The sequence below is a fragment of the Massilia sp. DD77 genome (assembly GCF_036961685.1).
In the GTDB taxonomy this organism is placed as follows: domain Bacteria; phylum Pseudomonadota; class Gammaproteobacteria; order Burkholderiales; family Burkholderiaceae_D; genus Telluria.
Genome location: NZ_JBAMDH010000002.1, coordinates 124,625 through 147,687 on the forward strand (window position 1 = coordinate 124,625; position 23,063 = coordinate 147,687).

General features: G+C 66.3%; 20 protein-coding genes, 4 tRNA genes and 1 pseudogene. 3 read left to right on the top strand and 22 right to left on the bottom strand.

Annotation, left to right across the window (positions count from 1 at the left end; translation table 11 throughout):
- Positions 1–198 precede the first annotated feature (198 nt).
- From rplL to V7778_RS01705, 15 genes and pseudogenes are all read right to left on the bottom strand, one after another.
- Positions 199–576 (bottom strand): 50S ribosomal protein L7/L12, encoded by a 378-nt coding sequence (gene rplL, locus V7778_RS01635; protein ID WP_027868024.1) that lies wholly within the window; start codon positions 574–576, stop codon positions 199–201.
- A gap of 69 nt (positions 577–645) precedes the next feature.
- On the bottom strand, positions 646–1,170 hold the full coding sequence (rplJ, locus tag V7778_RS01640; RefSeq protein ID WP_335551616.1) for a 50S ribosomal protein L10: 525 nt from the start codon (positions 1,168–1,170) through the stop codon (positions 646–648).
- Positions 1,171–1,492: 322 nt separating this feature from the next.
- Positions 1,493–2,188 carry a 50S ribosomal protein L1 gene (gene rplA, locus V7778_RS01645; RefSeq protein WP_335551617.1) on the bottom strand — a complete coding sequence of 232 codons (696 nt, stop codon included), beginning with the start codon at positions 2,186–2,188 and terminating at the stop codon, positions 1,493–1,495.
- Entirely contained in the window at positions 2,188–2,619 is a 432-nt protein-coding gene (rplK, locus tag V7778_RS01650) for a 50S ribosomal protein L11 (protein WP_020653552.1), read from the bottom strand. The genes rplA and rplK overlap by 1 nt, the downstream gene beginning before the upstream one ends.
- Positions 2,620–2,727: 108 nt before the next feature.
- A complete protein-coding gene (nusG, locus tag V7778_RS01655) occupies positions 2,728–3,336 on the bottom strand; it encodes a transcription termination/antitermination protein NusG (protein WP_442920680.1) in 609 nt (202 codons plus the stop codon).
- Between the two features lie 2 nt (positions 3,337–3,338).
- Complete coding sequence (gene secE, locus V7778_RS01660) at positions 3,339–3,725, bottom strand: preprotein translocase subunit SecE (RefSeq protein WP_211518317.1); 387 nt, start codon at positions 3,723–3,725, stop codon at positions 3,339–3,341.
- Between the two features lie 34 nt (positions 3,726–3,759).
- Positions 3,760–3,835 (bottom strand) — tRNA-Trp (locus V7778_RS01665).
- 105 nt (positions 3,836–3,940) lie between these two features.
- Positions 3,941–5,131 carry an elongation factor Tu gene (gene tuf / locus V7778_RS01670; RefSeq protein ID WP_141835865.1) on the bottom strand — a complete coding sequence of 397 codons (1,191 nt, stop codon included), beginning with the start codon at positions 5,129–5,131 and terminating at the stop codon, positions 3,941–3,943.
- 86 nt (positions 5,132–5,217) lie between these two features.
- A tRNA-Thr gene (locus tag V7778_RS01675) sits at positions 5,218–5,292 on the bottom strand.
- A gap of 35 nt (positions 5,293–5,327) precedes the next feature.
- Positions 5,328–5,401: transfer RNA gene (locus V7778_RS01680), tRNA-Gly, on the bottom strand.
- 40 nt (positions 5,402–5,441) lie between these two features.
- Positions 5,442–5,526: transfer RNA gene (locus tag V7778_RS01685), tRNA-Tyr, on the bottom strand.
- A gap of 238 nt (positions 5,527–5,764) precedes the next feature.
- Positions 5,765–7,294 (bottom strand): HDOD domain-containing protein, encoded by a 1,530-nt coding sequence (locus V7778_RS01690; RefSeq protein ID WP_335551618.1) that lies wholly within the window; start codon positions 7,292–7,294, stop codon positions 5,765–5,767.
- A gap of 6 nt (positions 7,295–7,300) precedes the next feature.
- Complete coding sequence (locus tag V7778_RS01695) at positions 7,301–8,998, bottom strand: tetratricopeptide repeat protein (RefSeq protein WP_335551619.1); 1,698 nt, start codon at positions 8,996–8,998, stop codon at positions 7,301–7,303.
- 1,001 nt (positions 8,999–9,999) lie between these two features.
- Positions 10,000–10,143: pseudogene (locus V7778_RS25100) on the bottom strand (DnaJ domain-containing protein); the annotation flags it as partial.
- Positions 10,144–10,244: 101 nt separating this feature from the next.
- Positions 10,245–11,393, bottom strand: a complete 1,149-nt coding sequence (locus V7778_RS01705) for a class I SAM-dependent methyltransferase (protein WP_335551621.1) — start codon at positions 11,391–11,393, stop codon at positions 10,245–10,247.
- Between the two features lie 51 nt (positions 11,394–11,444).
- On the opposite strand from V7778_RS01705, the gene V7778_RS01710 reads away from it, so the two are divergent.
- Genes V7778_RS01710 through ttcA form a run of 3 tightly spaced genes read left to right on the top strand, consistent with a single transcriptional unit; the run spans position 11,445 to position 13,567 of the window.
- Complete coding sequence (locus tag V7778_RS01710; RefSeq protein ID WP_335551622.1) at positions 11,445–12,239, top strand: SDR family oxidoreductase; 795 nt, start codon at positions 11,445–11,447, stop codon at positions 12,237–12,239.
- A 15-nt stretch (positions 12,240–12,254) separates the two neighbouring features.
- Positions 12,255–12,653, top strand: coding sequence for a dihydroneopterin aldolase (locus V7778_RS01715; RefSeq protein WP_211521018.1), 399 nt, complete (start codon positions 12,255–12,257; stop codon positions 12,651–12,653).
- Positions 12,650–13,567, top strand: coding sequence for a tRNA 2-thiocytidine(32) synthetase TtcA (gene ttcA / locus V7778_RS01720; protein ID WP_335551623.1), 918 nt, complete (start codon positions 12,650–12,652; stop codon positions 13,565–13,567). Before V7778_RS01715 ends, ttcA begins: the two co-directional genes overlap by 4 nt.
- 39 nt (positions 13,568–13,606) lie before the next feature.
- Here the strand turns inward: ttcA and V7778_RS01725 are convergent, their stop codons facing one another.
- From V7778_RS01725 to V7778_RS01755, 7 genes are all read right to left on the bottom strand, one after another.
- Entirely contained in the window at positions 13,607–13,969 is a 363-nt protein-coding gene (locus V7778_RS01725) for a DUF3325 domain-containing protein (RefSeq protein ID WP_335551624.1), read from the bottom strand.
- On the bottom strand, positions 13,966–15,723 hold the full coding sequence (locus tag V7778_RS01730; RefSeq protein WP_335551625.1) for a PepSY-associated TM helix domain-containing protein: 1,758 nt from the start codon (positions 15,721–15,723) through the stop codon (positions 13,966–13,968). The genes V7778_RS01725 and V7778_RS01730 overlap by 4 nt, the downstream gene beginning before the upstream one ends.
- A gap of 11 nt (positions 15,724–15,734) precedes the next feature.
- Positions 15,735–17,837, bottom strand: coding sequence for a TonB-dependent receptor (locus V7778_RS01735; RefSeq protein WP_335551626.1), 2,103 nt, complete (start codon positions 17,835–17,837; stop codon positions 15,735–15,737).
- Positions 17,838–17,912: 75 nt separating this feature from the next.
- Positions 17,913–18,515, bottom strand: coding sequence for an RraA family protein (locus V7778_RS01740; protein ID WP_335551627.1), 603 nt, complete (start codon positions 18,513–18,515; stop codon positions 17,913–17,915).
- Positions 18,490–20,412: an IucA/IucC family protein gene (locus V7778_RS01745; RefSeq protein ID WP_335551628.1), complete on the bottom strand. Its 1,923-nt coding sequence runs from the start codon at positions 20,410–20,412 to the stop codon at positions 18,490–18,492. Before V7778_RS01745 ends, V7778_RS01740 begins: the two co-directional genes overlap by 26 nt.
- Positions 20,409–21,197 carry an HpcH/HpaI aldolase family protein gene (locus V7778_RS01750; RefSeq protein WP_335551629.1) on the bottom strand — a complete coding sequence of 263 codons (789 nt, stop codon included), beginning with the start codon at positions 21,195–21,197 and terminating at the stop codon, positions 20,409–20,411. The genes V7778_RS01745 and V7778_RS01750 overlap by 4 nt, the downstream gene beginning before the upstream one ends.
- A complete protein-coding gene (locus tag V7778_RS01755) occupies positions 21,197–23,035 on the bottom strand; it encodes an IucA/IucC family protein (RefSeq protein ID WP_335551630.1) in 1,839 nt (612 codons plus the stop codon). The genes V7778_RS01750 and V7778_RS01755 overlap by 1 nt, the downstream gene beginning before the upstream one ends.
- Between the last annotated feature and the right edge of the window lie 28 nt (positions 23,036–23,063).

Consider the following 23,063-nt stretch of genomic DNA (forward strand, 5'->3'; position numbering starts at 1 on the left):
ACGCCAGATGAAAAGGACACCGAACTGCTGTGATACGATATTTCTGAACCGGTACTGCGCTGCATGCCAGACGGGTGGAACAGACGTTTGGCGCAGGGACGACAAAAGAGCCAAAGCCGCTTCCCCCGCCTTCCGACGGGTTCCGCAAGCTTTGACTCCTACGCTTGGGCACTGCGAACAGTGCCCGGAGCGAATGTATTACTTCAGTTCGGCCTTGGCGCCAGCTTCTTCCAGCTTCTTCTTGGCGGCTTCAGCGTCAGCTTTCGGCAGGGCTTCTTTCACGGTCTTCGGTGCGCCGTCGACCACGTCTTTGGCTTCTTTCAGGCCCAGACCGGTGATTTCGCGGACGGCCTTGATGACGCCGACCTTGTTCGCGCCGACTTCGGTCAGCACGACGTTGAATTCGGTCTGCTCTTCAGCAGCAGCTGCGCCGCCGGCTGCGCCGCCAGCTGCCGGTGCTGCCATTGCAGCTGCCGACACGCCGAACTTCTCTTCGAAAGCCTTGACCAGGTCGTTCAGTTCCATGACCGACATTGCGCCAACTGCGTCCAGGAACTCTTCTTTGCTAATTGCCATTTGAAACTCCAAATATTGTGTGTGTGTAGTACAGGATTGGTTCTACTTGAACAAAAAGTCGCGAAGCGATTACGCTTCGGCGGCTTCCGCTGCCGGAGCAGCGGCGCCTTCGCCTTTTTGTGCTGCGACTGCAGCCAGAACTCGTGCAAAGCCCGACACCGGTGCCTGCATCACGCCCAGCAGCTGGGCGATCAGGACTTCGCGGCTCGGGATGTTTGCCAGCGCGGTCACGCCAGCCACATCGAGCTGCTTACCGGCGTAGTTACCAGCTTTCACGACCAGCTTGTCGTTGGTTTTGGCGAAGTCATTGATGACTTTCGCTGCAGCAACGGCGTCGTCCGAGATCGAGTAGATCAGCGGACCGGTCATGGAATCAGCCAGCGAGGCAAACTGCGTGCCTTCCACAGAGCGACGTGCCAGCGTGTTCTTCAGAACACGCAGGTACACACCCTGGGCGCGTGCGGTTGCACGGAGCTTGGTCAAGTGAGCAACCTGGATGCCACGGTACTCAGCCACGACGATGGTCTGCGCGGTTGCAACTTTCGCGCTTACCTCTTCGACGACGGCCTTTTTGTCATTCAGATTAAGACCCACGGTCAATCTCCTTAAATGATGCGGACAACATTGTCTGCATCGGTTCGAACACGGCGTCCGAAGTTAAGAAGTCAATCTAACGCGGATGAACTCACGCAGCGTGGACTACAAAACTTGTTCGGGTACACCATCTGCGTTGGGTGGCCTATTAACCTCCGGCTCAACCTCTGCCTTCGGCCCAACGGTCTTTGATTGCCTGCTGGAGCGGTGGTTTGCTCCAACAGCCCAAAGATCTGCCCTGCGATGAAACTACAAGGACTTAAATTAGATTCCCGCCTGCGCGGGAACGACGGTGCAAGCACCGTCGCTTGATTCAGTGCTATTAAGCAGCGATCGAAGCGTGGTCGACGCGGACGCCGGCGCCCATGGTCGACGAGATCGCGACCTTGCGCAGGTACACGCCTTTCGAGCTGGCCGGCTTCGCCTTGTTCAGGGCGTCGATCAGCGCAACCAAGTTCGACTTCAGTTGTTCATCGCTGAACGACTTGCGGCCGATGGTGGCGTGGATGATACCTGCCTTGTCGGTACGGTACTGGACCTGACCGGCCTTGGCGTTCTTGACGGCGCCAGCCACGTCCGGGGTCACGGTGCCGACCTTCGGGTTCGGCATCAGGCCGCGCGGGCCCAGGATCTGGCCCAGGGTACCGACGATACGCATGGTGTCCGGCGAAGCGATGACCACGTCGAACGGCATGTCGCCGGCCTTGACGCGTTCCGCCAGGTCTTCCATACCGACGATGTCGGCGCCGGCTGCTTTAGCAGCTTCGGCCTTGTCGCCCGATGCGAACACGGCGACGCGGACGCTCTTGCCGGTGCCTGCTGGCAGCACGACGGAGCCGCGGACGACCTGGTCCGACTTCTTCGGGTCCACGCCCAGTTGAACGGCGACGTCGATCGACTCGTTGAACTTGGCGGTGGCGAATTCCTTGACGATCGACACAGCGTTGTCGAACGCGTAGACCTTGTTACGGTCCACTTTTGCTTTCATTTCTTTGACGCGCTTGGACAGCTTAGCCATTACACACCCTCCACCGTGATGCCCATCGAACGTGCCGAGCCGGCGATGATACGCACAGCGGCGTCCATGTCGGCAGCGGTCAGGTCCGGCTGCTTGGTTTTTGCGATTTCTTCAGCCTGGGCACGGGTCAGCGTACCGACTTTGTCGGTATGCGGCTTCGGCGAACCCTTGGTGATGCCAGCGGCTTTCTTGATCAGGTAGGTTGCCGGCGGGGTCTTCATCACGAAGGTGAAGGACTTGTCGGCGAACGCGGTGATCACGACAGGAATCGGCATGCCCGGCTCGAAACCCTGGGTCTGGGCGTTGAACGCCTTGCAGAATTCCATGATGTTCAGGCCGCGCTGACCCAGTGCTGGGCCGATCGGTGGGGATGGGTTTGCTTTACCAGCCGCAACTTGCAGCTTGATAAAACCAATAATCTTCTTGGCCATGGATGGCTCCTTGATTTGGTTTGAGTAGTAGCGCCCCACCACTACTACTCTGGCGGGGCTCCTCTTACCGGATTCCGCCTTGCTGCTGCGACGCTCCGATTAAGCGTTTTAGACTTTCTCTACCTGCCCGAACTCCAGCTCCACCGGAGTTGCGCGGCCGAAGATGGTGACAGAGACACGCACCTTCGATTTTTCGTAGTTGACTTCCTCGACGTTGCCGTTGAAGTCGGTGAAGGGGCCTTCCTTGATACGCACTTGCTCGCCCACTTCGTACAGGACCTTCGGCCTCGGTTTTTCGACGCCTTCCTGGACCTGCTGCATGATCTTGTCGATCTCGCGCGCCGGGATCGGCGTCGGCTTGTTCGACTTGCCACCGATGAAGCCGGTGACCTTGCTGGTGTTCTTGACCAGGTGCCAGGTCTCGTCAGTCATTTCCATTTCGACGAGGACGTAGCCCGGGAAGAAGCGGCGCTCGGAAACGGCCTTGGTGCCGTTGCGCATCTCGACGACTTCCTCGGTCGGCACCAGGATCTGGCCGAACTGTTCTTGCATCCCGGCGCGCTCGATGCGCTCGAGCAGTGCGCGCATCACGCTCTTTTCCATACCGGAATAGACGTGCACGACATACCAGCGCTTGTTGCTCACCGGAACACTGAGAGGCGCACCAGCGTCAGATGCCGGGGCATCGCCCGGCATGTTGTCTTGGTTTTCGCTCATGTTTATTTCCAACCCAGGATCACGTCGTACAACAGGAATTCGAGCAATTTATCCGTGCCCCACAGGAAAATCGCCATCACGACCACGAAGGCAAACACGATGCCGGTGATCTGGGTGGCTTCCCGACGGGTCGGCCAAACAACCTTCTTGGTTTCGCGCACCGATTCCTTGGCGAAGCTCAGGAAGTCGCGACCGGTAGCGGAAGTCCACAAAAGCAGGACAGCAAAAACTAAACCAGCCAAGAGGGCGCCGGCGGCGACCAAGGCTGGTTTGTTCTGGCCTTTCAGGTAAAAGAACCCGACAACGCCTGCAATCGTAGCAACTACCGCCAGGGCGACCTTGAACTTGTCATTCGAGGTGCTGACAGTTTGCACGGATTGGTTCGACATACTTTTTCTTTCGGTGCCTGGCACCAGAATTCGGTGGCAGGGGCGGAGGGAATCGAACCCGCGACCTTCGGTTTTGGAGACCGACGCTCTGCCAATTGAGCTACACCCCTACGAAAACTTCTCGCTGAATCCAGCATTATACACGGTGCGCGCGCACCCGACAATGCTGTTCGAGGGAAGTGGAAATGTTTCCGCTTCCCTCTTATCTTGGCTAATTAGGCCAGGATCTTGGCAACCACGCCGGCGCCGACGGTACGGCCGCCTTCGCGGATTGCGAAGCGCAGACCTTCTTCCATCGCGATCGGAGCGATCAGCTTGACGGTGATCGACACGTTGTCGCCTGGCATGACCATTTCCTTGTCGGCCGGCAGCTCGATCGAACCGGTCACGTCAGTCGTACGGAAGTAGAACTGAGGACGGTAGTTGTTGAAGAACGGGGTGTGACGGCCGCCTTCATCTTTCGACAGGACGTAGATCTCGCCGGTGAAGTGGTTGTGCGGCTTGATCGAACCCGGCTTGGCCAGAACCTGGCCGCGCTGGACGTCTTCACGCTTGGTGCCGCGCAGCAGCAGACCGACGTTGTCGCCGGCTTGACCCTGGTCCAGCAGCTTGCGGAACATTTCCACGCCGGTGCAGGTGGTCTTGACGGTGTCGATGATGCCGACGATTTCGATTTCTTCGCCGACCTTGATGATGCCGCGCTCGACACGACCGGTCACCACGGTACCGCGGCCCGAGATCGAGAACACGTCTTCCACCGGCATCAGGAAGGCGCCGTCAACGGCACGTTCCGGGGTCGGGATGTAGCTGTCCAGGGCTTCGGCCAGGCGCTCGATGCACGCTTCGCCCATTTCGCCCGGCTGGCCTTCCAGCGCCATACGTGCCGAACCCTTGATGATTGGCAGGTCGTCGCCTGGGAACTCGTACTTCGAGAGGAGCTCGCGCACTTCCATTTCGACCAGTTCCAGCAGTTCCGCGTCGTCGACCAGGTCGCACTTGTTCAGGAACACGATGATGTAAGGAACGCCAACCTGACGCGCCAGCAGGATGTGCTCGCGGGTCTGCGGCATCGGGCCGTCAGCGGCCGAGCACACCAGGATCGCGCCGTCCATCTGGGCAGCACCGGTAATCATGTTCTTGATGTAGTCGGCGTGGCCTGGGCAGTCGACGTGCGCGTAGTGACGGTTCGCGGTTTCGTACTCGACGTGCGCGGTGTTGATGGTGATGCCGCGTGCCTTCTCTTCCGGAGCCGCGTCGATCTGGTCGTACGCCTTGGCTTCGCCGCCGAACTTCTTCGACAGAACGGTTGCGATTGCAGCCGTCAGGGTGGTTTTGCCGTGGTCAACGTGACCGATGGTACCGACGTTAACGTGCGGCTTGGTCCGTTCGAATTTACCTTTTGCCATTTCAGACTCCTAAGATCTAACGATTTTTTTGAGAATTACCAGGCACACCTGACGGACGAGTACTACGCGACTGCCGTACAAAATTCTGGTGCCCTTGACGTGGATTGAACACGTGGCCTCTCCCTTACCAAGGGAGTGCTCTACCACTGAGCTACAAGGGCTTATTTGTGCGATGTTGAAACACACCGCGAATCACTGGAGCGGGTGAAGGGAATCGAACCCTCGTCGTAAGCTTGGAAGGCTTCTGCTCTACCATTGAGCTACACCCGCGAGGTACAACTTCTTTCAATTCGCTTCACGACTCTTCTTTTGGTGGTGGGGGCTGGATTCGAACCAGCGTACTCAGAGAGGGCAGATTTACAGTCTGCTGCCTTTAACCACTCGGCCACCCCACCGCGAAGAACCGCAGAGTATGAAGCAAGCTCAACGTATTGTCAACTATGTTTCAACAGACCTTGTCTGCATCGCATAGCAGCGTTGCTTCGGGGCGTGATTGTAACGGGCGGACCCCAAGTCTGCAAGGGCTGTTTTGTATGGTTTGCAAAAAAGGTGTTCTGCAGACATTGTTGATTCGCCCAGGCCGCTTGATCCTGGGGTCAGTTCACTTCGCCGGAACCCAATCTGATGTGGTGCTCAGGGAGCCAGCGCCGCCAGCACCTGCCCCTTCAGCGCCTTGATCAGCGAGGTCTCATCCGGCGGCACGCCCTCCGGTGCGGTGTTGGTGCGGTCCGCATAGAACAGCCCCAGCTGCGCCTTGCCCACCACCAGCGGCAGCACGATGAAGCTCTTGGCGTCCGGCAGCAGCTCCTTGTGCCAGGCCGGCAGCAGGTCGCGGATCTTGGGGCTGCCCGCGTCCGAGATCATCAGGTCGGCGTCGTTCTCCATCGCCAGGTGGAACAGGTCGCGCCCGGCCGCCGCGGGGAAGGCGAAGCCGGCCTGCAGGCGGGCGCCCTCCTCGCCCAGGGACACGCGGGCCCGGTACTGGCCCGCGCGCGCATCCTTCAGGCAGACGCAGGCGAAGCGGAAGCCCAGCGCCCCGTACAGGGTCTCGAGCACGGCGAGGATCACGTCGTTGACCTTGCCCTCGCCCGAGGCGCGCAGCTGGGTCACGTCCTGCACGCCCGCCAGCAGCAGCTCGCGCGCGTTCTTCGGCTTGCCGCTCGGGTGCACGCCATCCTGGTCTTCCTCGCCCGCGTCCAGCGTGGCCAGCAGCAGGACATTCGGCAGCCCGCTCGCGGCCTCCGGCTCGGTCTTGGGCGCGGGCTCCATGTTCATGCTCTGCAGCAGGGCGTTCATGCCTTCTTGCACCGCGGAGAACATGGCGTCCATGCGCGCCTTGTCCAGGTCCAGCGCCTGCCCATAGCGCAGCAGCAGCGTATGCGCCTCGAGCGTGTCGGCCGGCTCGTGGCTGCGCGCCATCAGGCGCGCCATGTCGAGGCCGAAGGCGGCCACCTGGCGCATCCACTCGCCGCGGTTGGCCGCCACCCGCACCGCGGTCGGCGGCAGCGCCGCCTGGGCGCGCACGATCACGTCCGGGATCTTCCATTCCGCCAGCACGGCCTCGGACAAGGCGTCGTAGCTGCAGCCCAGGATCAGCTGCGAGGCCTGGCCGGCGGTGTGCTTGCCGCCCGCGGTGAGGGCCGCGATCTCGCGGTAGCGGTCGTGCTCGTGGCAGGCCACCAGCAGCGGGCCCAGGTTCTTGAACAATGCGCAGATCGCCGCTTCCTCGGCGCCCTGGTAGAAGCTGTGGCGCGCCATTTCGCGCCCCACCAGGCTGGCGCACAGGGCGGCTTCCAGCTCCACCCGCACGCTGCCGGCATGCTCGCCGCTGTCGAGGGCGTCGACCAGCAGCATGGCCAGCGCGGTGGCCTTGACGTTGTCGAAACCGAGCAGCGAAATCGCGCGCGAGATCGTCGTCACCGGGGTCCCGGACGCGGTGCGGTACTGGACGGTATTGGACAGGCGCAGGATGCGCTGGGTGAGCGCCATGTCCGAGACCACGTAATAGGCCAGGTCATGGGTGCCCTGGTCGTCGCTGGACGCCATCTCGACCACGCGCGCGACCGAGGCCCCGAGGGCGAACATCTCCTCGTCGCCGCAGACCTTGTGCATCAGGGCTGCGCGCACGCGGCGGGTGACGCCTTCGGGTGGACGGGTGGTCATGGCGGCTTACTGCGCTTTCTGCGCCGAGCCCAGCACAGGCACGCCCAGCGCGGCCGGCACGGCGGCCGGACGGCCGGCGGCCGGGCGGGACGCGGCCTTGTTGTACTTCTTGAGCACCTGCTGGTGCAGGGCCGCCAGGGCGCCCAGCTTGGCGTTGGCCGGGTCGAGCTGGCGGATCTTGCCGATCAGGGCCGGCACCTGCTGGCCGAGCCGCTCTTCCCAGCCCTCGTGCTCCAGGCAGCGCAGCACCGCCAGCGCGGCATTGAAGGCCACGGAGGGGTTCTGCGGCAGCTTGACCGCCGCTTCCAGCATCAGGGTGACGGCGCCCTTGTAGTCGCCGCTCCTGGCGCGCGCGGCGCCGCCGGCGACCAGGTCGACCACGTGCTGGCGGCTTTCCTGGGCCAGGGTGCGCGCCAGCTCGGGGAAGCCCGCCTGCTCCATCACACCCATGGCGCGCGTCATCACGGCGTCGCTCGAGGCATTGCGCATCACGTCGCGCACGATGTCCGAGGCGCCGTCCTCCATGTTGTTCTGCAGGCAGGTGCGCGCCAGCTCCAGCTTGAGGTCGGGCGACAGCGTGGGCGCCTCCTTGCAGGCCGTCAGCGCGGTGGCGAGGGCGTCGTTCAGGCGGGTCTCGTTGCCGGTGTACTCATGCAGCAGGGCCGAGGAGATCGCGCTGCACAGGGCGGTGTTCGGACGCCCGCCCATCGAGCGGTCGAGGTCGCGGATCACCGAGGCGGCGGCCACCGGGTCGCCCTTGACGACCAGGGCGCGCACCAGCTTGACATGGTCTTCGGGATCGCGGAATTCGGAATACTTGGCCTTGTCGACCACCTTCTTGAAGGCCTTTTCGGCGGCCTCGGCGTCGCCCGCCTCGAACGCGGTCTCGGCCAGGGTGCGCAGGCGCCGCACCGCGTGCGGCGACACCGCCACCGCCTCGCTCAGCACCGCTTGCGACTTCGCCAGGTCGCCCACCGCCGCGTGGGTGCGCGCCAGCCAGTCGGCGGCGTCGACGAAGGTGCGGTTGGAGGACACCAGGTCTTCCAGGATCTCGCGCGCTTCCTCGAAGCGCTTGCGCACGAACAGGGTCTTGGCCAGGCCCAGGCGCGCCCAGGCGATGGCCTTGGCGTCGGCCAGCTGGCGGTAGATCGGCTCGGCCTGGTCGGCTTCGCCCAGGAACATGTGCAGTTCGGCGCGCAGGCGCAGGAAGTCGATCGCGTAGCGCGGGTATTGGGCCTGGGCCTCGATGCAGGCGGCGATCGCCTCGCGCTGGTCGCCGGCGTCCATCAGGGCATAGACCGGCAGGAAGGCGTTGCGGCGGTCGAGCGCGCGCGCGATGCGCTCCAGCAGGCGGTCGGCGGTAAAGGGCTTGAGCACGTAGTCGGTCGGCGCCAGCTCGGCGGCGCTGACCACCTTGCTCTGGTTGCCTTCGGCCGTGACCATGAAGAACATGGTCGACAGGGGCATCAGCTTGTGATGGCGCAGGTCTTCCAGCAGCTGCTGGCCGTCCTGGCCGCCCTCGAGGTCGTACTCGCACAGGATCAGGTCGAACGCGCGCAAACCCAGGTGCTTGACGGCCTGGTTCGAGCTGCTGGCGTGCTCGATCCGGGTCAGTCCACACAGGTTGAGCATGCTGTGGATGTTGGCGCGCATCCCGGCATGTGGCTCGATGATCAGGGCGGTGAGGCCTTCAAGTTCGTTCATGGGTTCCGTTTCAGCCTGCGTTGGGCGTGCCGGCCGGGCTCATGGGCGCACGGCATCGGCCCAGTATATTACGGCAGGGGAACAAAATAACTAAATCGGGTAAATACGGCAACACCGCCGCGGCCGGGGTGCGGACAAAATGCGACAGCCGGGCCGGCGGTTCAGCCTTCCGGGGTGATGGCGGCGGCCTGGCGCAGCGGCAGGCGGCGGCCGTTGACGCACTCGCCCGGGGGGGCGCCGATGAGGATGTTCTGGTAGCGGACTTCATACTTGCCGGCCGCGAGCTTGTCGATCAGGAAGCTTTCGCGCGCCTGGACGAAAGCGTGGCGCACGTTCGAGCGGCGGTCCAGGTCGTAGACCTTGACGAACACGGGCGAGGTATTGGCGCTGTTGTCGACCACCACCTGCATCTCGCTGCCGTTGTTGCCGACCGGGTAGCCGGCCAGGTAGCCGGAGTCCTCGGGCCAGGGGTCGCCGGTGGGGGCGTGCAGGGTCTGCAGGTCGGTGCCGCAGTCCGGCGCGCGCTGGGGCACGATCAGCTGGGTGACGGCGAGCGCCTTGACCTCGGGCGGCGGCTCCTTGCCTGCCTCGCCGCTGTAGCGGCGCGCCCAGCCTTCGATGCTGGTGTCGTTGCCCAGTTCGTCCTGGGGCACCGGGCTGGCGGCCGCCGTGTCGGAGGGACCGGCGGCCGGCCCCGGCTTGCCGGGCCAGGCCAGGGCGCTGGGCAGCATGCTGGGCTGCTGGGCCAGCAGCACCGCGCAGGCGGCGCCGGCCACGAAGCACGTGGTCAAGCCCAGCCACCAGCGCGGATCGCGCAGCAGGCGCGCGCGGCGCGGGCCCTCGGGCGGACGCGCTTCCCAGCTTTCGGGGCGGCCTCGCCCTTCTTCGGCGTTCGAGCTTTCCACCCACTCGACTTCCCATTCCTCGGACGCGATCCAGTCGTCGTGCTCCTTGCGGCGCACCGGGTCGGACAGGGTGTTATAGGCGGTGTTGACGATCGCCATGATGCGGGCGGCCTTTTCGTCGCCCGGATTCTTGTCGGGATGGTATTTCTGGCTGAGGGCCTTGTACGCCGCACGAATGACTTCCTGCGGCGCGCCGCGCGCAACCTTCAGGTTGTCATAGTGGGTGTGGATCTTGGCCATGGTGTGTGGTGTGCGTGTTCAGCGAATGATAGCCGATCCGGCTGCTGCCCCACCGTACAGCTTAGCCGGATTTGTATCCGCTGTGCAAGTTATTACCGGGTCTACAGCCGGTGGCTGCGGTCGGCCGCCGCGATGGCGTCCGGCAGGTCCACGTCGCGGCCCACCACCAGCACCTTGAACAGCTCGCCCATCTCGGCCGGCGAGACCAGCTTCTGCACCGCCTTGGCCTGGGGCAGGAAGCGCAGCGCGTCTTCGGGATCGTGCTCCATCAGCAGCTCGCCGATGCCCGCGCCCAGCAGGAAGGAGGCCTGGTTCATATAGGCCAGCACCGGCAGGCCGGCCTCCTGGGAGGCCAGCGCCATCGCCGTGAAATCGACGTGGGCCGTGATGTCCTGCAGGCCCGGCAAATAGAAGGGATCGGGATGGGAGTGATGGCGGTAGTGGCACATCAGGGTGCCGCCCATGCGCTGGTCGAGGTAGTACTCGTGGGCCGGGAAGCCGTAGTCCAGCAGGATGGCCGCTCCCTTTCCACCCTCGAACATGGCGGCCAGCGAGCGCATGAAGCCGGCGCTCACCGGATGCAGTTCGGTCAAATAGCCTTCCGGACGCGCGTCGTGCTCGGGCACCTGGCGCGCCAGCTGGGCTTCCAGTTCCGCGTCCAGGGGCTGCTGCACGAAGGCGAAGGCGCCGTTCTCGATGGTGACCATCTGGCGCCGCCAGCCGGCGGCCGTGTTCAGCACCAGCTCGACCGGCATGGCGTCGAGCACTTCGTTGGCCAGCACCACGCCCGAGAAGCGCTCGGGCATGGCGTCCAGCCAGCGCACCTGGGGCAGGTCCTTCAGGGCTTCCTGCTGGCGCGCGCGCAGCTCGCCCGAGAGTTCGATGATGGTATACGAGCCGACCGCCACGCCCTGGGCCGCCAGCGCGGCGAGCACGTCGCGCGCCAGCTTGCCGGTGCCGGCGCCGAACTCGATGATGTCGGGCGCGCTTTGGGCGATAATAGCGGCGGCCACGCGCGCGAGCGCCGCGCCGAACAGCGGCGAGATCTCGGGCGCGGTGGTGAAATCGCCTTCCGCGCCGAGCTTCGAGGCGCCGCCGCTGTAGTAGCCGAGCCGGGGTGCGTACAGCGCCAGCTCCATGAAACGCGAAAACGGAATCGCTCCGCCCCGCCCTTCGATCTCGTCGGCGATGAGCTGTTGCAGGGAATGGGACGCGGCAAGGGCGTCGTGGTCGGGTGCTGGCAGGGACATGCCGGCATTGTAGCGAGATCGGCCCGTATCAACAATTTAGACGACACCAAGATGACGGAAACCGCTTCGCCCGCCCTGCCCAGGGTCGCGCTCGTGACCGGCGGCGCGCGCCGCCTGGGACGCGCCATTGCGCTCGGCCTGGCCCATGCCGGCTGGGACGTGGCCGTGCACTACCGCCATTCCGAACCGGATGCGCTGGCCACCGTCGACGCCATCCGCGCCCTCGGCCGGCGCGCCGTGGCGCTGCAATGCGACCTCGCCGCCGAGGACGCCGTGCGCGCCTTGCCCGGACGCGCGGCCACCGAACTCGGTCCGCTGTCTTGCATTGTGAACAACGCTTCGTTGTTCCAATACGACAGCGCCACCGAATTCTCCCCCACCCTGCTGGCCACCCACATGCAGGCCAACGTCACTGCGCCGCTGCTGCTGGCGCAGGCGCTGCACGCGGCCACGCCGGAAGGACGGCAATCGGTGGTGATCAACTTGCTGGACCAGAAACTGTACAATCTCAACCCGGATTTTCTGTCGTACACGCTGTCGAAGGCAGCGCTGCACAGCGCCACCACGATGCTGGCCCAGGCGCTGGCGCCGAAGCTGCGCGTGGTCGGCGTGGCGCCCGGCATCACGATGGTGTCGGGCGAACAGAGCGAGGAAGGCTTCGCGCGCGCCCACCAGGCGACGCCGCTGGGGCGTTCCTCCACCCCGCAGGACATCGCCGACGCCGTCGTCTACGCCGCCGCCGCGCGTGCGCTGACCGGCACCACGCTGCTGGTGGACGGCGGCCAGCACCTGGTGCCGCTGGGCCGCGACGTGATGTTCCTGACCGAAGCACATCATTCTATTTAATCAATAAGGCTAACCATGTTGTCCGCCCTGTCCCACCCGAGCTTGCGCGATTGCCGCCGGCTGTTCCTGCGCAACTACGAAGTGATGATCAACATCGGCGTCCACGACTTCGAGAAGAAGGCGGAACAGCGTGTCCTGATCAACGTCGACCTGTTCATCCCGCTCGAGCAATCGACCCCGAAGGCCGACCAGCTGTCGGAAGTGGTCGACTACGATTTCATGCGCGAGACGATCGCGAAGCGCGTGTCCAAGGGCCATATCCACCTGCAGGAAACCCTGTGCGACGACGTGGTCAAGGCGATGCTGACCCACCCGCGCGTGCGCGCGGCCCGGGTGTCGACCATGAAGCCCGACGTCTACCCCGACTGCGAAGGCGTGGGCGTCGAAGTGTTCCAAGTGAAGGAAGAGGCATGAGCGAAGCGGATCTCGACCAGCTGGCGGTCGATACGAAGAAGGCGGAAAAGCTCGCCTACGAGAACAACAAGCTGCACAAGCGCCTGTGCCGCCTGGTGGGCCAGGCGATCGGCGACTTCAACATGATCGAAGACGGCGACAAGGTGATGGTCTGCCTGTCGGGCGGCAAGGACAGCTATGCCCTGCTCGACATCCTGATGACCCTGCGCGAGCGCGCGCCGATCCACTTCGACATCGTGGCGGTCAACCTCGACCAGAAGCAGCCGAACTTCCCGGCCGAGGTGCTGCCGGCCTACCTGGACAAGCTCGGCGTGCCTTACCACATCGAGAACCAGGACACCTACAGCATCGTCAAGCGCCTGATCCCGGAAGGCAAGACCACCTGCTCGCTGTGCTCGCGCCTGCGGCGCGGCATCCTCTACCGCGTGGCGGACGAGCTGGGCTGCAACAAGATCGCCCTGGGCCACCACCGCGACGACATCCTCGAGACCTTCTTCCTGAATATGTTCTTCGGCGGCAAGCTGAAAGGCATGCCGGCCAAGCTGGTCTCGGACGACGGCAAGCACATGGTGATCCGCCCGCTGGCCTACGTGAAGGAAGAAGACACCGAGCGCTACGCCGCGGTGAAGGGCTTCCCGATCATTCCGTGCGACCTGTGCGGCTCGCAGGAAAACCTGCAGCGCAAGCAGATCAAGGCCATGCTGCGCGACTGGGAAAAGAAGCACCCGGGCCGCGTGGACAATGTGTTCTCGTCGCTCAGCACCGTGGTGCCCTCGCACCTGCAGGACCGCGACCTGTTCGGCTTCGCCGACCTGAAGGTGGACGGCGTCGCCAATCCGAACGGCGACATCGCCTTCGACGAGGAGCCGTGCTCGACGCCGGCTCCGAATACGATCTCGCTGACCCAGCTGTAATCCGGCAAGCTCGCGCCGGACTTCGTCCGGCCGGGCGGCTTATTCGCCCGCGAGAACGCGCTCCACCACCACGGACGCGCCCTTGCTCCCGCCCCTGCTGCGGATGACAGCACCCAGCCAGTGCGGCCGCCAGGTCAGGGTGAACGCGACGGCGAGCGCGCTCGCCGGCATCATCAGCCCCCACAGCAGCAGGCCGAAACCCGGGCCGTCGCGCCATACGCAGGCCAGCGAAGCCGCGCCCAGCAGGGCCGCGCCCGCCAGCCGCAAGCGGCGCGCGCCCCCCGCCGGGTGGTCCTCGCTCCCTCCCACCCTGTGCCAGTAGTCCGGCATCGCCAGGGCCAGGCAGGCGAAGCCGGCGTAGCCGGCCAGTGCGGCAAGCAGCAGCAGCGAAACATCCATCATGGCACCGCCTCCGCCGCCTTGCCGCTCCGGCCTGGCCGGGCCGGCGCCGATGCCGGCCCGCCGCGCATGCGGACGCCGGCGAAAGCCGCCAGCGCGGCGGCCGCCAGCAGCATCATGTCGATGCCCGCCACCGCCCACATGCCCCTGGCCGCCGCGCGCACAGGATGGTCGCCGGTGGAAAGGGCATTGAGCGCCACGCAGGCGATCGCGAGCGCGCAGATCGCCCATGCCTGTTCGCGCCATGCGGCGCGGCGCCGCCCCCAGGCGTGCACGAAGCAGGCCAGCCACACCAGGAAGAAGATCCATAGCTCCAGCGCGGCGCGTGTGACCCCCGCCAGGCTGGCGTCCGGCGGCAGCAGCCGGTTGGCGGCAAGCCAGGCCAGCGTGGCCACGATCAGCCCCGTGATGCTGCCGGCGGCCAGTGCTTCCACCAGGCGCACACCCGCCAATCCATGCTTGGCATGGCGCGCGCGCCGGGCTTCGAGCCAGAACAGGAAACCGGTGCCGATCAGCACGCAGCCGCTCAAGCCTGCAAGGAAATACAGCCAGCGCAAGGGCCAGTGCTCGAACTGGATGAAATGCAGGCCCGAAACGGCACGCTGGAGCGTCATCACGGGCCCGGCTTCGAAGCGTTTCAGGACCGCGCCGCTCGCGGCATCGAAATAGATCTGGTCGAGGTTCATCGTGATGTCCTTTGCATAGGAGCGCCGCAGCTCGACATAGCTGTTGGCGTCGCCCGGATGCCAGACCCGTACGAAATAGGGCTGGCCGCCCTGCCATTGCTGCTCCGCCTGCGCGGCCATCGCGTCGAGCGACGCCATGGTTCCCGGGACGCCGGCCTTGGGCCGCGCGAACTTGCCGTAGGCTTCGGCGGTGAAGGCCTGCTTGGCCTTCGCGCCTTCATAGGCGCCGCGCTGCGCCTGCGGAAAATACATCGAGAAAAAGATGACCAGCCCCGAGAGCGTGATCACGAAGTGGAAAGGCAGGGCCAGCACGCCGGTCAGGTTATGCAGGTCCAGGCTGCTGCGCTGCAGGGATTTGTGCGGACGGAAGGTGAAGAACTGGACGAACAGCTTCCGGTGGATGATCACGCCGGAGACCAGCAGCACCAGCATCGCCATGCCGGCCGCGCCGACCAGCCATTTGCCCAGGTCCATCCATTTCAGGTGCAGGCCGTAGTGGAAGGGAAACAGGAAGCCGCTGGCGCCCTCGGTCCCCGGCTCGGGCAGGAAGGCCAGGCGCGCGGGATCGAGCCGGCGGACGCCCTCCTGTGCATCCTCCCCTGCGCCGGCCTTGTAGCTGAAGCGCAGCAGCGGCGCGCGCTCGGTCGCCAGGTCGACCCGCCACTGGCTTGCCCCGGCCGGCAGCGCCGGCGCGACCGCCTGCGCGATGCGGTCGAGCGAGAGCTCCCGCGGCGCGGGCGGCAGGCGCGTGTCGGGCATCATCCAGCGGTCGATTTCGCGGTCGAACACGATCAGGCTGCCGGTCCAGAACACGGCGAACAGCACGCCGCCAAGCACCACGCCCGCCCAGGTGTGCAGCCAGGCCAGCGACTTGCGCAGGCCCCACAGCAGCAGCGCCGGGTAGAGCACGAGGCCCAGCATGCCGCCCAGCGCCACCGCTTCGGCGCGCGCCATGCCGGACCAGGCCAGGCCGGCGCCGATGCCGCTCACCGCCAGCGCCGACAGCAGGTAGCCGCCCGGGATGGCGGCGAGCAGGCGCAGCAGGCGAAAGTTTGGCGGCGTGGGCTGCATGGCGGCCCGGGTCAGAGGTCCAGGCCGTAGCCCAGGGTCAGCGTGCGCCCGCGGCCGGCGAAGTAGCGCGCCGGCTCGACCAGCGCGCTTTGCGAGTAGTAGGTGATGTAGTCCTTGTCGAACAGGTTGGCGACGCCCAGGCGCAGCTGCCCTTTGCCCAGCTTGTAGCTGAGGGAGGCGTCGGCCAGGCTGTAGCCGCTGAAGGCCTTGGCCGGATCGTCGAAGCGCTGCTTGAACGCGTGCTGGACCTGCACCATGGTGGACAGCTTGTCGCTCCAGTCGGCGTTCCAGCGCGCGATCAGGCGGTTCGGCGCCACGTTCAGCCCGTCGAGCCGCGCGTCCAGGCTGCCGTTGGCGTCGCTGTCGTAGCGGCCCCTGGTGTAGGCATAGGCCAGGCTGGCGCGCTGCCCCTTGGCGAAGCGGTAGCCGGCGCTGGCGTCCACTCCTTCCAGGCGGGTCTTTTCGCGCGCCATCATGAAGACCCCGTTGACCGACACCACGCGGGTGCCGAGGTCCGAATCCGAGCGGTACCAGGCCGCGTCCAGGTTCCAGTCGCCCTTGCGCACGCGTACGCCGGCTTCCACGCCTTCGGTCAGGATGGGCGCCAGGGCGCCCAGGCTGGTGATGCTCTGTCCCGGGGTATTGATCGAACGCAGGGTGCGGCCGATGTCGGGCAGCCCGAAGCCTTCGGAATAGCTGGCGTAGAGCGTCACGTCCCGCACGGGCGTGGCGACCAGGCCGGCGTTGAGCAGCGTCTCGTCGAACGTGATCTTGCCGCCCTCCACCAGCGTGTTGCGGTAGGCGGCCAAGGTGCGGTAGGTATCGACCTTCAGGTCGGCTTTCTCGCGGCGCGCGCCGGCGTGCACGGTCAATGCCTCGAACAGCTTGTACTCGCCCTGCGTAAACAGCGACAGGTTGCGGTAGGTCGATTCCGGCACGAAGGTGCGCCCGGTCCCGTACAGGTCCTGCTTGCCCTTGTCGACCAGGGTATCGACGCCGGCGCTCAGCTTCAGGCGCCCGTCCAGCATCCCGGATTTGGTCAGGCCGAGCTTGCTGCCATACTTCGAGGCCACAGCGCGCGACTGGTCGTACAGCTCGCCCCTGGGCGCGATCGTCACGTCCTGGAAGGTGGCCGAGTTGTCGGCGCCGAACAGGCCCTCGAACTCCTGGTTGAAGACCATGGCGGACAATTCCATGCCCGCCAGGTCGGCGTGGGCATAGCTGGCGCTGGAAGTCCACACATCGTTGTGGGCCGGCGTGCCCGGCGGCGTTCCCTCGATCGAGGTCGACGGGATGCCGAGCTGGCGCTTGCCCGGCACGCCGAGGTAGCTGCCCTTGGACTTGATGCGGTAGCGGTTGACGCTGAACTGCAGCTTCTGCAGGCCGTCCGGTCGATAGCCGATCTTGGCCAGCACGTCGTGGCTGCGCGAATCCATCAGGTCGCCCTGGGTGACGTCCACGCCGATGCCGCGGCCCGCGCCGTCAAGGTGCAGGCCCTGGTCCTCGGCGCTCAAGGCGAACAAATAGTCCAGCTTGTCCATGCGGCCGCTCAGGCGGTAGCTGGCCTTGTAGTTCAGGGTCTCGCCCTCGACATCCGTGGTGGGCGCCGTCACCTGCAGCTCGGCGTGCTGCTTGAGCGCGCCCTTCTCGGGACGCCGTGTGACGATGTTGATCGTGCCGCCGGTCGCGCCCAGGCCGTTGATGGCGTTCGGGCCCTGGATGATTTCGATGCGCTCCACCATCGCGTAGTCGATCGTGTGCGCTTCGCGGCCGGTCGGCCGCACCGGGTTCGATTGCGGCACGCCGTCGATCAGGATCAGGGGAGCGCGCCCGCGCAGGGTCTCGCCGGAGCCGTTCATCTTGCCGCGGCTGGGCGTGTAGGAAGGGAGGATGTTGCTCAGCACCTCGGAGGAATTGCCGGTGATGGCCAGTTGGCCTTCGATGGCTTCCTTTCTGATGACCACGACCGTCTGCGCCGTCTTGTCTTCCGCGACATTCGACCGCAATGCCGAGACGACGACGGTTTCCATGCCGGCCTGTTGGTCCTGGGCCTGGGACGGGCAAGCGAATCCCAGCAGGATGGCCGCCGCGAGCGGACGATAGTTGAACGGCACAGGCCAACACGATTGCACTACGCACCTCCGTCTAATTGATAATGATTATCATTATTATTGACATGTGCAAGCTTGTCAACACAGCTGGGCGCGCCGTTCGGCGTCCTGGCGCTGCTTGGCCTGGGCACGCGCGCCAATTTCCCGCGCCTGCGCGGGGTCGAGGATGAACAGGCCATCGTCGTCGCCGACGACCAGGTCGCCCGGCTGCACGCGCACCGCGCCGACCCGTACCGGGACGTTCACCGCCCCGCCCCGGTCCAGGCTGCGGGTGGTAAGCGCGCTGGCGCCGCGCGAAAACACGGGAAAGCCCAGCGCGCCGACCGCCCGCACGTCCGTGACGCAGCCCGCGATCACCACGCCGGCCAGGTCCTTCTTCAGCGCGGCCAGGGTGCGCAACTCGCCCCAGCAGGCGCGGTGCCGGTCGCCTTCGGCCATCTCGATCACCAGCACATCGCCCGCCCGGGCGAGCAGCAGGGCCTGGCGGATCGCGCCGCCGTCGGCAACCGGGAGCCGCACCGTGACGGCATTGCCCAGCAGGCGGATCGGCCGGACCAGCGGCTGCACGCCGTCCACATGGCCATCGTCGAGCAGGTGGCCGATGGTGGAGGCGTCGACCTCCGCGAACAACGCCCGCAGGGCCGGCCCGGCGCCCTCAACCCGCGGCTGGATGGTGAACATGGTCTTGCCGGGCCGAGGCCGCATGGAAGGGATTGGCGGTGACGCTCTTACCGAAGGGCATGCTGCCGGGGCCGGCGGCGCGCTCGATCATCGGCCGCACCAGCAGCTTGAGCGGCCACTGCGGCGCCTCGAACAGTCGCTCGCGCAGCATCGCCCTGGCCTCGGCGGGGAAGTCGACGCGGTCGACGGCCAGGTCCAGCTCCTTGCGCAGCACCGCCCACAAGTCCGCTTCGGCGATGCCATAGCGCTGGGCCAGGACCTCGGCGATGGCGCGCAGGTTGACCTGGATCGCCAGCGTCTGCAGGTAGAACAGCAGCTCCCCGGGGGTGTCGTGGTACAGGGTATTCGCATGCCCCGGCTTGAGGCGATACGCGGGATCGGCCATGCCATGGCGCTCCAGCCAGGGCACGTGGATGCGCAAGGAGTCGTGGTCGCGCAGCAGCAGGCCTTCTACCCGTCCCGCACGCCAGACCAGCACCGCGTTCTGGCCATGCACCTCGGCCAGCATGCCGAGCCGGAACATGCGCAGATTGATGTCGAAGAAACGCTCGCACACTTCGCGGAACAGGATCAGGACCTGTGCGCCCTCGGACGCCATGCCCCGGAAGCGCAGCCACGCGTCGAAGAAATGGGTCTGGCCCGGCGCCGGCGCCACCCCGAGCGCCGCCATCGGCACCAGGCGGCATGCCGGATCGTCGACCAGCTCGGACGGGTAACTGCGCACCATGGCCGACAGGTGGCGCGGCCCCTCGTCGAACAGGTCGGCATGCGCCGGCAGATAGGCCCACCACTTGGTCTCGTCGCACAGGAACACGCGTTCGGCCAGCACGCTGTCCCTGGCCATGGCCTGGCGCAGCAGGCGCTCGCTGCGCTGGCCATTGATCATCTTGATCGCGGGCAGGTAGCGCGAGGCGCCGAGCGAATAGATCCCGAGCGGCAGCTTCAGGTAATGCGGGCTGCCGCTGGTGGGCGCCAGCGAGCGCACCGACGACGTCGGCAGGAAGCCGCCATGCTCGAGGTCGAGCGCGACGCACACGCCGTCGCGCAGGTCCGGCCCCAGCATGACGGGGAGGGTGTGGCGCAGCTGCCAGGGATGCACCGGCAGCGCGACATGGCTCTCGAGGAGGCCGCGGCGGCGCATTTCCTGCCGCAGGGCGCCGCGCTGGGCCTCGTCCAGCAGGAACTGTTCCGGTCCCGGATCGGCTTGCCCCTCCACGCCCTCGCCGGCCGCGATGGCGCCGCGGTCGACGGCCACCCAGCGCAGCGGCACCTCATTGCCGAATTCCGCCATGTAGGCGAAGTAGTCCTCGCGCGAGAAGCCCTTCTTGGGCTTGGCCACCGGATGGAAGGGCCGGTCGCGCAGGGAGGCGCACTGTTCCAGGATCTGGAAACAGGCGGCGGCCGGGCGTTCGAGCAGGCTAGACGTATCGATCCGGTGCTCCAGCGACCATGCGCCTTGCCGCACCGCTTCGTCCACCCAGTCGGCGAACATGGCGGCCCCCTGCGGGTTCTGCGCGATGAGCGGGTCCGGCGCGTGGGACACCAACAGCCGCATCAAGCCGGCCGGGTCGAGCGCCGCGGCCTGTCCGGCCTCGTAGCCCAGGGCAGCCGTTCCGGGAACACAGCGCAGGGGCTGGCCGATGCCGCGCACCACGGGCGCCAGCACGCAGTGCAGCGGTGCTTGCGCGAGGGTCCATTGCCACATCAGCGCGCCTTCTGGAAGTGTGGGAAAGCGTCCGGCCAGGCCGGGATGGGCCGCGCACAGGCCGCGCCATTCCTCCGGCGCGAGCAGTCTGGTATCGGCGGCGCCGAAGAAGCCTTCGGCCAGCAGGCAGTCGATCAGGTCCTGCAGCACCAGGCGCGCGGATTGCGCCTGGCAGCGTTGTTCGTTGGTCACGTGTTGATTCCTTTATCGAGCGTCATGGAGTGGAGGGCCGCGCGCAGGGCGCGGAAGGCGATGCCGCGCTCGTCGCCGAGCACAAAGGCAGTGACGCCGCCGGCGCGCCAGCGCGCGTAGTCGCCGGCGGCGCGCGGGATGGCGCAGTAGGGGATGCCGGCCCTTGTGCAGGCCTGGTGGACTTGCCGCAGCGCGTCCTGCACCGCATCGGCGCCGATCTGCCAGGGCTGGCCGCAGGACTGCGAGAGGTCGGCGGCGCCTTCCAGCACCAGGTCGACGCCGGGCACCGCGAGGATGGCCTCGATGTTGCGCACGCCGGCCAGGCTCTCGATCATCGGCACCACCATGATTTCCTCGTTGGCCCGCAGCACGTAGTCGGCCAGCCGGTCCCGGCCGAAGGCGCCCGGACGCCCCGCGTTCAGGCTGCGCATGCCCTGTGGATGGTATTTGCAGGCGGCGACGATGCGGCGCATGGCGTCCGCGCTTTCCACGCAGGGCGCGACGATGCCTTGCGCGCCGCCGTCCAGGGCGCGCAGGATTTCCTTGGGATCGGCGCCGCTGCCGTCCCCGATGCGCACCAGCGGCGTGATCCCGAGCGCTTCGGCGGTCCGGAGCATGTTCTCCAGCGTCTCCGGATTGATCAGGGTGTGCTCGGTGTCGACGATCACGAAGTCGAAGCCCGCCATGGCGGCCAGTTCGACCGATGCGGGCGTGGGGATCGAGCAGAACAGGCCGAAGGCTTGGTCGCCGCCGCCCAGCTTGCGCTTGAGCAGGTTCGGCCGCATCAGGCCGCGTCCCGGAAGGCGTGCAGGGGATTCGGCGCCTGGCGGAAGCGCGGCTCGGCGTCGCCCAGCAGGCGGCGCTTGGTCAGCTCTTCCACCTGGAAGCTGGGCGCGAACACGTCGAAGGCGCGGAAGCGCTCGGCGTGCTGCGGGTGGCGCCGCTGGTAGCCGTGGATCACCTGGGCGGTCATGGCCCAGAACTCGGTCTCCGGCAGGGCGTAGTGGCGCGCCAGGAAGATCGCCGTTTCGGCCATGCAGATGAAGAAGAAGGCGTCGCAGGAGAAGTCGCGCACCGCGTCCAGGTCGTCGGTGACGATGAAGGAATTGCGGTTGATGCGCGCGTGGCTGGCCGCCACCGGGACCAGCCTGGGCGCCAGTTCCGGCTGCGCCAGGTGGGCCGGCGAGAAGCGCACGCCGTCGTGGAAGTCCTTCAGGGCGATGCGCGTGGGCCAGCCGTCCTGGTGGAGGAGCGCGATGTTCTGCGCGTGCGATTCCATGCCGATGCCATGCCCCAGCAGCATGTGGATGATGGGGCCGACCGCCACCTGCAGCAGGCGTTCGGTCCAGGCGCGCACGCCGTGGCGCGCGATCCAGGGATCGATCAGCGGACGTCCGTCCTGGTCCAGGTGGCACAGGCCGTTGAAGGGGACGGCCGCCTCGCCCTCGCGCAGGTGGCGATGCAGGCTCTCGCGCCAGATCGCGCCCAGGCTGCCGTAGGCGCGCGCCTGGCGCGGCTCCGGCAGGGTGTCGTAGTCGAAGCTCACGCCCAGCACTTCGCCGAGGATGACGAAGCCCAGCTCCTGCGCATAGGCGTCCTGGCGCACCAGGCCATGCAGCCAGTCGGTCACGATCGGCCCGTTCATCACCGTATGCGCGGCGAGGATCCGGCTGGTGGACGTATTGGTGATGCCCAGCGAGAGCTTGACGTAGGCCTTGTCCTTGTGGCTCAGGTTGGCCAGGGTGCGGATCGATTGCTGCGCGCGGTAGCTGTCCTGGCCGGGCCCGAGGGCGACGATGTCGCCGTTGGCCAGTTCGGCATGGAAGACCGTTGCGGCGCGTTCCCGCCACTGCCAGGGGTGGACCGGCATCAGCAGGTAGTCGCCGATGGCCCCGCCCTGCCGCGCGAGGATGGCGGCGAGGCGGCCGTATTCCGTTGCACCCAGCTCATCCTGGATCATCTCCTCGTAGCCGGTGTGCGCCGAGTGATTGACGCGGGCGCGGCCGCGGTGCACGGCGATCCACTGCAGCTGGAGCGCCTGCTTGAATTCCGGCCCGTAGCGGCGGTTGTCGTCCAGCGAGAAGCCGATGCGCGACTTGTAGCTGGGGTGGTAGAGGTGGGCGTCCATGATGTCGCCTTCCAGCTCGTCGAAGCCGCGCAGGGCCGCGGGCGGCCGCGGACCGTGCTGCTGGCTGTGCGCCTGCAGGTCCTTGACCAGGGTCTGCTCCAGTTCGTCGACGAAGGCGGACAGCCGCTCGGAAGGCGGGAGCAGGCCCAGGACCTCGGCGCACACGTCGGCCAGGGTGGCGGGCCTGGCGTCCTCGCCGCGCGCGCTGCGCAGCACCGTGCCTTCCAGCTTGACCAGGCCGAAGCTCAGCTTCATCTCCCCCGGGCAGCGGTAATGCACGGTCTTGCCCTCGGCGCCGCGGCCGGCCAGCAGGAACCCGTCGCGCCCGTACTGGCATTCCAGCACCCCTTCGTAGATCAGCGCCTGCAGCAGCTGGCGCACCACGCGCTGCTCGACCTGCCGGTAGCGCGCCGAGCGCAGGGCCGCGCTCCATGCTTCACCGGTCCCGCCGTCGTTGGTCGGAACCGTCATTTCCTTGGCTTCCATGATGTGCATTGATGTACTTTCTGAACCGTTAGTGAGA

Excerpts from the sequence above, each read along its gene's own strand:
- V7778_RS01755 (WP_335551630.1), bottom strand. The coding sequence starts at position 23,035 with ATGCACATCATGGAAGCCAAGGAAATGACGGTTCCGACCAACGACGGC.
- V7778_RS01725 (WP_335551624.1), bottom strand. The coding sequence starts at position 13,969 with ATGATGGATGTTTCGCTGCTGCTGCTTGCCGCACTGGCCGGCTACGCC.
- V7778_RS01690 (WP_335551618.1), bottom strand. The coding sequence starts at position 7,294 with ATGACCACCCGTCCACCCGAAGGCGTCACCCGCCGCGTGCGCGCAGCC.
- tuf (WP_141835865.1), bottom strand. The coding sequence starts at position 5,131 with ATGGCAAAAGGTAAATTCGAACGGACCAAGCCGCACGTTAACGTCGGT.
- V7778_RS01710 (WP_335551622.1), top strand. The coding sequence starts at position 11,445 with ATGACGGAAACCGCTTCGCCCGCCCTGCCCAGGGTCGCGCTCGTGACC.
- rplK (WP_020653552.1), bottom strand. The coding sequence starts at position 2,619 with ATGGCCAAGAAGATTATTGGTTTTATCAAGCTGCAAGTTGCGGCTGGT.
- rplA (WP_335551617.1), bottom strand. The coding sequence starts at position 2,188 with ATGGCTAAGCTGTCCAAGCGCGTCAAAGAAATGAAAGCAAAAGTGGAC.
- secE (WP_211518317.1), bottom strand. The coding sequence starts at position 3,725 with ATGTCGAACCAATCCGTGCAAACTGTCAGCACCTCGAATGACAAGTTC.
- rplL (WP_027868024.1), bottom strand. The coding sequence starts at position 576 with ATGGCAATTAGCAAAGAAGAGTTCCTGGACGCAGTTGGCGCAATGTCG.
- V7778_RS01715 (WP_211521018.1), top strand. The coding sequence starts at position 12,255 with ATGTTGTCCGCCCTGTCCCACCCGAGCTTGCGCGATTGCCGCCGGCTG.
- ttcA (WP_335551623.1), top strand. The coding sequence starts at position 12,650 with ATGAGCGAAGCGGATCTCGACCAGCTGGCGGTCGATACGAAGAAGGCG.
- V7778_RS01695 (WP_335551619.1), bottom strand. The coding sequence starts at position 8,998 with ATGAACGAACTTGAAGGCCTCACCGCCCTGATCATCGAGCCACATGCC.
- nusG (WP_442920680.1), bottom strand. The coding sequence starts at position 3,336 with ATGAGCGAAAACCAAGACAACATGCCGGGCGATGCCCCGGCATCTGAC.
- V7778_RS01705 (WP_335551621.1), bottom strand. The coding sequence starts at position 11,393 with ATGTCCCTGCCAGCACCCGACCACGACGCCCTTGCCGCGTCCCATTCC.
- V7778_RS01750 (WP_335551629.1), bottom strand. The coding sequence starts at position 21,197 with ATGCGGCCGAACCTGCTCAAGCGCAAGCTGGGCGGCGGCGACCAAGCC.
- V7778_RS01740 (WP_335551627.1), bottom strand. The coding sequence starts at position 18,515 with ATGTTCACCATCCAGCCGCGGGTTGAGGGCGCCGGGCCGGCCCTGCGG.
- V7778_RS01730 (WP_335551625.1), bottom strand. The coding sequence starts at position 15,723 with ATGCAGCCCACGCCGCCAAACTTTCGCCTGCTGCGCCTGCTCGCCGCC.